This window comes from Aquimonas sp., from assembly GCF_044377145.1.
In the GTDB taxonomy this organism is placed as follows: domain Bacteria; phylum Pseudomonadota; class Gammaproteobacteria; order Xanthomonadales; family Xanthomonadaceae; genus Aquimonas.
The window spans coordinates 1-6,865 of sequence record NZ_JBILJQ010000131.1; the positions used below are offsets into that span (position 1 = coordinate 1).

A 6,865-nucleotide genomic window follows, 5' to 3' on the forward strand; every position below is an offset into this window, starting at 1 on the left:
TCTACAACCACCACTTGCCACAGAAGGCGCTCAACCACGAGACTCCACTTCTGGCGCTCAAACGCTGGCAATCCACCCAGCCGGAACTCTTCGTCAAGCAGGTACGCGATCGTCCGGGATCCGACAGCTAGGCTTGAGTAGAACCGGCCGCACGCAGGCACCGGCTTCGCGACAATCGACTTCGTCGCCTAGCCCAGTCGCGCCAGCACCCGATCGCGCGCGCGCATCAGGGCGGGGCCGACTTCACCGACCAGGCGCTCACGGGTCATCGCATACAGCGGCCCGCTGACCGACAGCGCCAGCACGCGCTCGCCACCGATGATCGGCAGCGGCACGCCGACCGCATACAGCTCGGGCATCCAGTCGCCCAGCGAGAACACGAAACCGTGCTGGCGGTAATCCTCGCGCGCCTGTTCGATGCCTTGACGCACCTCACTTCGCCTGGGCTTTGGCACGCTGTTGAGCAGGGCGGCCAGCACCTGCTCGTAGCGCTGTTCGTCCAAGCCCACCAGATAGGCACGGCCCAGCGCGGTGGTGCCGTGCGGCAGGCGCTCACCGACCTCCCGACGAATATGGAAGGCCTGCGCGCCATGGCAGACCTCCAGCACCACCATCTGGGTCTGATCCAACGCCCCCAGCAGCACGGTCGCCTGCACCTCATCGGCCAGCGTCTGCATCAGCGGGCGGGCGACGCTGCGCACGTCCTCGCCGGTCAGAAACGCATGCCCCAAGGACAGCACGCTGGCGCCGAGCGCGTACTTCTCGAAGCGCTGCGAGTGCTCCAGATAACCGAGCCGGGTCAGCGTATAGGTCAGCCGCGAAACGGTTGGCCGCGGCAGGCCAGTGCGCGTGGCGATCTCGCTGTTGGCCAGCCAGCGTTCGCTGCGCTTGTAGCAGCGCAGGATCGCCAGTCCGCGCGCCAGCGCGGTGACGAAGCGGCGGTCGCGGCCTTCTTCGGCCTGGATGCCGGCCTCGGTATCGAGCGCATCGCCGCTGTCCTGTTCGGCATCGCCCGTCGATCCGCTCATGCCTGCACCCAGCGCTTGAGCTCGAGCTTCGCAATCTGATTTCGATGCACTTCATCGGGGCCGTCGGCCAGGCGCAGGGTGCGCGCCATCGCGTAGGCATAGGCCAGCGGAAAGTCGTCGCTGACACCGGCACCCCCATGGACCTGGATCGCCCAGTCGATCACCTGGCAGGCCATCTGCGGCGCGGCGACCTTGATCATCGCGATCTCCTTGGCGGCGACCTTGTTGCCGACGGTGTCCATCTTCCAGGCGGCGTTCAAGGTCAACAGACGGGCCTGGTCGATCAGGATCCGCGCCTCGGCGATGCGCTCACGGGTGACGCCCTGCTCCGCCACCGCCTTGCCGAAGGCGTGGCGGCTGAGCGCACGTTTGCACATGAGTTCCAGCGCGCGCTCGGCCAGGCCAATCAGGCGCATGCAGTGGTGGATGCGGCCCGGACCGAGCCGGCCCTGCGCGATCTCGAAGCCACGGCCCTCGCCGAGCAGCATGTTCTCGGCCGGCACCACCACGTTGTCGAACACGATCTCACCGTGGCCATGCGGGGCGTCGTCATAGCCGAACACCGGCAGCGAACGCAGCAGGGTGACGCCGGGGGTGTCCATCGGCACCAGCACCATCGACTGCCGCTGATGCGCGCTGGGGTGATCCGGGCTGCTCTGGCCCATCACGATCAGGATCCGGCAGCGCGGGTCGCTGGCGCCCGAGCTCCACCATTTGCGACCGTTGATGCGGTAGCTATCGCCATCGCGCTCGATCCGGGTGCGGATCTGGGTGGCGTCACTGGAGGCCACCTCCGGCTCGGTCATCGCGAAACAGCTGCGGATCTCGCCGGCCAGCAGCGGCTGCAGCCACTGCGCCTGCTGCGCGGGTGTGCCGTAACGTTCCAGCACCTCCATGTTGCCAGTGTCCGGCGCGCTGCAGTTGAACACCTCGGGCGCGATCGGCGACCGCCCCATCAGCTCGCACAGCGGCGCGTACTCGGCATTGCTCAAGCCCGCGCCGCGCTTGGATTCGGGCAGGAACAGGTTCCACAATCCGGCCGCGCGCGCCTTGGCCTTCAGCGCCTCGACGACGCGCGTGGGCACCCAGGCATTGCCGGCGGCACGATTGGTGGCGACTTCGGCGAAGAACGCCGCCTCGTTCGGATACACCTCGGCCTGCAGAAAGGCCTCGACGCGGGTCAGCAGGGCGAGGGTGCGGGGGGAATAGTCGAAGTCCATCAATGCGCTTCCTTGTGTGCGATCCGCCAGGCCAGCTCGGCCAGCGGGATGGCCTGCTTGCCCATTTCGGTCGCCTTGGCCGAAGCCGCATTGCCGGCCAGCGCACGCGCGGCCACGCCCTGCAGGATCGCGGCGAGTCGAAACAGGTTGAAGACCAGGTAGGTGTTCCAGTGCGCCGGCAGGCCATCGGCGCCGAGCGCGCGGCCGCACCGTCGGCAGTAGTCGGCGATGTACTCGGCCTCGCTCGGAATGCCGAGTGCGGCGACATCGATCCCGGCCAGGCCGCGAAAACCCCCGGCCGGCATCCGCCAGGTCAGGGTGCTGTAGGCGAAGTCGACCAGCGGGTCGCCGAGGGTGGACAGCTCCCAATCGAGTACCGCCAGCACGCGCGGCTCAACGGGATCGAAGATGAAGTTGTCCAGCCGCAGATCGCCGTGGACGATGCGCACCTCGTTCGGCGGCGGCAGATGCGCCGGCAGCCATTCGATCAGGTGCTGCATCGCTTCGATCGGCGGCGCGTCCGAGGCCAGGTATTGCCGGCTCCAGCGGCTGACCTGGCGTTCGAGGTAGTTGCCACTGGCGCCGTAGTCGGCCAGGCCAACCGCGGTCGGGTCGACTGCATGCAGCTCGGCGATGGTGGCGCCCATCGCATCGAAGATCGCGCGCCGCGCGGTCGCATCGAGTTCGGGCAATTTCGGGTCCCAGAAGATCCGCCCCGGCACATGGCGCATCACGTAGAACGCCGTGCCGATCACGCTGATGTCCTCACACAGCAGAAGGCCTTCAGCGACTGGCACCGCGCTGCCGTGCAGGGCGCGGATCACCCGGTACTCGCGCTCGATCGCGTGCGCCGAGGGCAGCAGCTGGCCGGGCGGTTTGCGCCGCAGCACCAGGCGTTCACCGCCGAGTTCAAGGTAGTAAGTCGGGTTCGATTGCCCGCCCTCGAACTGCCAGACCTTGAGTTCGCCCCCAAAGCCCAGCTGAGCTTGCAGGTGCGCGGCGAGTGCGGCCTCATCAAACCGATGAGCGGGGCGAACCTCGCTGAGACCTGCCGGCAGGGTCGCCATCAGAGCACGCTCATGCCGCCGTCGACGGCGATGTTCTGGCCGTTGATATGCGCTGACGCATCCGAGGCCAACAGCACCGCAAGGCCTTTCAGATCTTCCTCGCCGCCCATCTGCCCGCGCGGCGTCAGCCGGGTTAGCAGTTCGTGCGAGCGCTCGATGATCTTGTCGGCCATCTTGCTGTGGAAGAAGCCCGGGCAGATGCCATTGACGGTGATGCCGCGGCCGCCCCATTCGGCCGCCAGCGCGCGGGTCAGGTTGACCACCGCGCCCTTGCTGGCGTGATAGGCCGCCGCGCGCAGCACCTCAGGCGGCGAAGCGCCCAGGCCGGCCACCGACGATACATTGATGATCCGGCCCTTGCCCTGGGGCAGCAGACAGCGGCGCGCGACCTCCTGGGTCAGTGCGAACAGGCCGTTCAAGTTCAGATCGATCACCTTCGTCCAGGCCTCGGCCGGATGGTCTTCAGCCGCCGCGCCCCAGGTGGCGCCGGCGTTGTTGACCAGAATGTCGATCTGGCCGTAGTGAGCCAGCACCGTATCGACCAAGGCCGCGGCCGAACCGGGCCGAGCGACATCGGACGATACCGCCAGCACTTCGATGCCCAGCGCCTGCAGCTGCGCCTGCGCGCGATCGAGCTCGTCCTGCTTGCGCGCCGTGATCGCGATCCGCGCGCCCATCTCGCCCAAGGCTTCAGCGATCTGCAGGCCGAGGCCGCGCGAGCCGCCGGTGATCAGCGCCACCCTGCCGCCCAGTTCGAACAGTTGTCGTACGCCCATGGTTCACCCCGTTGATCGATGGTTTATTCCGCATTGCAGAATCTTATTCTGCTTATCGATCCACGAGGATAGCGCCGCCAGACTCGCGCGCAAGCCCGGCTGCGCTGGCGTCTGCCCCGCCGCGTGCGGCGGCCACAGCGGCGGACCGTGGGAGCCTCCGAAGCGGACGCGGGTCGGGGCAGCCCGCATTCGCAGCCGGCCACACACGAAGCGCGCTGGTCCAGTGCTTTCGTCCACTCATGCCATTGAGACTGCCAATTGCTTGTCATTGAGCAGAGAACAGGCTATAAGCCGGAGTGTCCGGAGCGCAATCGAAGGACACCCTCGATAAGCTGCCCATTGCACCACCGATAAGACCAAGGAGTTCCACAATGTCCATCGATCTGGCTGGCCTCAGCCCACAGCAACTCGACGAACTCATCGCCAAGGCCGGTGAGGCCAAGCGCAACCTGCACAAGCAGCGGATCAACGATGTCCGCAAGCAGATCCTGCAGATCGCCAAAGACCAGGGTTACACCATCGACGAGCTGTTCGGCAGCGGCAAGCGCAGCGGTTCGAAGTCCGCCAGCGGCGCCAAGTTCGCCAACCCGGCAGATCAGAGCCAGACCTGGACCGGCCGCGGCAAGCGCCCGGGCTGGTTCAAGGCGGCACTGGCCTCCGGCGCCAGCGCGGACAGCCTGCTGGTCGGTTGATCAGCGTTTGGGCGGAGCAGTCAATCGCCCCGCCCCACTGAGGTCAACAGAAACGCGCCCGTGCAAGCGGGCGCGTTTTTGTTTGCGTCGTCGAGGGCTACAGGCTACGCCGGGGCGGGATGAGAAGATTGCCGAACAGTAGGCCGGCCACCAGTGAGATCAGCACGATGATGACGGTGAACCCGGTATCGAGGCCGAGGAATACGTCGCGTTCGAACACGAATGACAGGCTGCGGAAACCGACGCTGCCCGGCACCAGCAGAATCATCCCCGGCACCCGCACCACCGCGCCCGGCCGCTTGAAGGTGCGCGCGTATAGATTGCTGGCCGCACTCACCGCCATTCCGGCCATGAACACTCCCGCCTCATTACCGAGGGCGGCTCCGCCGTAGCGGCTGCACAGGTAGCCGAGCACCGCCGAGGCCATCACCACCGGATAGTCACGCAGATCGGCGCGAAACAGCACGGCAAATGCAAAGGCCGCGATCAGCAGTGAGGCCCACTCCAGCCATTCCGGTGGCATCGGCACTGCGGGTTCCAGCGGCACCCAGCCCAACAGCCGTGCGAATTGGGTGGCGGCGACCGTACCAAAGGTGAGTTTGAGCAAGGTGGCGACCGCGCCGGCGAATCGCGCCGTGCCTGACACCAGATGCTGGCTGGACAGTTCCGATACGGCGTTCGCCAAGGTCAGACCCGGCAGCAGTACGATCAAGCTCGCCACCACCACGGTCTTCAGGTTCACCGGCACCAACCAGAACGCCACCGCCGTAGCCAACAACGTCGCCAACAGGGCCGCGATCGCGTCCAGCCCCTCCGACAGCCGCGGCCGGCCGGCACCCAACACATAGAGCAGGCCGATGACCCAGCCGATACATGCGGCCGTGGCGATATCGGCCCAAGCCGTGCCGAGCAGGCCGGCGACGCTGGCTGAGGCGAGGCCGAAGCTGAAAGCCGTCAGCGCCTGGGCCGCGGTGCCCGAGGGCGCCTTGAGCTCGCGCAGCGCACGTGAGCCTTCGGCCAAGCCCATTTCACCGGCCAGCACGCGCTCGGCGATATCGTCGGCGGCGCACAGCCGGGCCAGGTCGACATCTCCGGGTTCCAGTCGCACCACCCGGGTGGTCTCGGCCGGCGGGTTGCCGTCCTCGACCTCGGCATCGGCATCGACCACGGACAGAATCAGCCCGGTCGGATTCGACCATGCATTGCAGCGCAGGCGCAGCCGGCTGGCGACCTTGGTGATCGCGGCCTCAAGGCGCTGAGCGGTGGTGCCATACGTGTGCAGGCTGGCTGCCAGCTGCAGCAGAAACTCGATGCGATCGGCATAGCTGGGCTGCAGGGCCATGGTGGCGGAACGACGCAGGGCGCCAAAGAATAGCCCCCGCGCAGTCTGCTTCCCATCGCTGTGAGTGCCAGCACTCAAGTCTCGGCATACTGCGCGCCCTTTCCCGTCGCGATATCGCCATGTCAGCCAGCTTCGGTCTGGGCGAACTGTTCGCCCTGTTGAGTGCGCTGGCCTGGGCGATAGGCGTAGTGCTGTACCGGCGCCTTGGCGCCTACCTGCCGCCGCTGCAGCTGAATTTCATCAAGAACGCCCTGGTGCTGCTGATGCTTTGCGCGGCACTGCCGCTGGTGCACGGCTTTGGCCTGCCCGACATCAGCATCCGCGAGATCGCGATCGCGGTGGCCAGCGGCCTGATCGGCCTCGCGCTGGCCGACACCCTGTACCTGAAAGCCCTGAACCAGCTTGGCGCCGGCCGGATGGGCATCATCGGCAACCTGTACAGCCCGTTCGTGATCGCCCTGTCTTTCGTATTCCTTGGCGAGCGCCTTGGCCCGCTGCAGGTGCTCGGCTTTGTACTGGTCAGCTCGGGCGTGCTGCTGGTCAGCGGCAAACGCGAACACGAGGCCAGCCCAGGCGCGGTACTGCGCGGCGTGCTGTTCGGCGTACTCGCGATTCGTAAGCGTCCGCCCACCTCACCTACCTTCCTGACCTGATTCTCCCGACCGTCTCCGGTTTCCCCGACGGAGGATCGGTCGATGGCGTGTTCGGAGGTGCGGCGATGGCGGGCGCATGTGCGCTCG

The 6,865-nt window shown here is 66.9% G+C and carries 7 protein-coding genes; 2 read left to right on the plus strand and 5 right to left on the minus strand.

Annotated elements, in window-relative coordinates:
- Positions 1 to 188 precede the first annotated feature (188 nt).
- From ACIQ7H_RS21355 to ACIQ7H_RS21370, 4 genes are read right to left on the minus strand one after another with little or no spacing between them, the layout of a single operon-like run.
- Positions 189 to 1,028, minus strand: a complete 840-nt coding sequence (locus tag ACIQ7H_RS21355) for an IclR family transcriptional regulator (RefSeq protein WP_395795369.1) — start codon at positions 1,026 to 1,028, stop codon at positions 189 to 191.
- Positions 1,025 to 2,248 (minus strand): acyl-CoA dehydrogenase family protein, encoded by a 1,224-nt coding sequence (locus ACIQ7H_RS21360; protein ID WP_395795371.1) that lies wholly within the window; start codon positions 2,246 to 2,248, stop codon positions 1,025 to 1,027. The genes ACIQ7H_RS21355 and ACIQ7H_RS21360 overlap by 4 nt, the downstream gene beginning before the upstream one ends.
- Positions 2,248 to 3,315: a phosphotransferase family protein gene (locus ACIQ7H_RS21365; RefSeq protein WP_395795373.1), complete on the minus strand. Its 1,068-nt coding sequence runs from the start codon at positions 3,313 to 3,315 to the stop codon at positions 2,248 to 2,250. The genes ACIQ7H_RS21360 and ACIQ7H_RS21365 overlap by 1 nt, the downstream gene beginning before the upstream one ends.
- On the minus strand, positions 3,315 to 4,091 hold the full coding sequence (locus ACIQ7H_RS21370) for an SDR family oxidoreductase (RefSeq protein ID WP_395795375.1): 777 nt from the start codon (positions 4,089 to 4,091) through the stop codon (positions 3,315 to 3,317). Before ACIQ7H_RS21370 ends, ACIQ7H_RS21365 begins: the two co-directional genes overlap by 1 nt.
- Before the next feature lie 371 nt (positions 4,092 to 4,462).
- On the opposite strand from ACIQ7H_RS21370, the gene ACIQ7H_RS21375 reads away from it, so the two are divergent.
- On the plus strand, positions 4,463 to 4,783 hold the full coding sequence (locus ACIQ7H_RS21375) for an H-NS family nucleoid-associated regulatory protein (RefSeq protein ID WP_395795377.1): 321 nt from the start codon (positions 4,463 to 4,465) through the stop codon (positions 4,781 to 4,783).
- A 97-nt stretch (positions 4,784 to 4,880) separates the two neighbouring features.
- Here the strand turns inward: ACIQ7H_RS21375 and ACIQ7H_RS21380 are convergent, their stop codons facing one another.
- The gene (locus ACIQ7H_RS21380; protein ID WP_395795379.1) at positions 4,881 to 6,125 is read right to left on the minus strand and encodes a threonine/serine exporter ThrE family protein; all 1,245 of its coding nucleotides are present in this window, start codon (positions 6,123 to 6,125) and stop codon (positions 4,881 to 4,883) included.
- A 119-nt stretch (positions 6,126 to 6,244) separates the two neighbouring features.
- On the opposite strand from ACIQ7H_RS21380, the gene ACIQ7H_RS21385 reads away from it, so the two are divergent.
- Entirely contained in the window at positions 6,245 to 6,778 is a 534-nt protein-coding gene (locus ACIQ7H_RS21385) for an EamA family transporter (RefSeq protein ID WP_395795381.1), read from the plus strand.
- Positions 6,779 to 6,865: the final 87 nt, after the last annotated feature.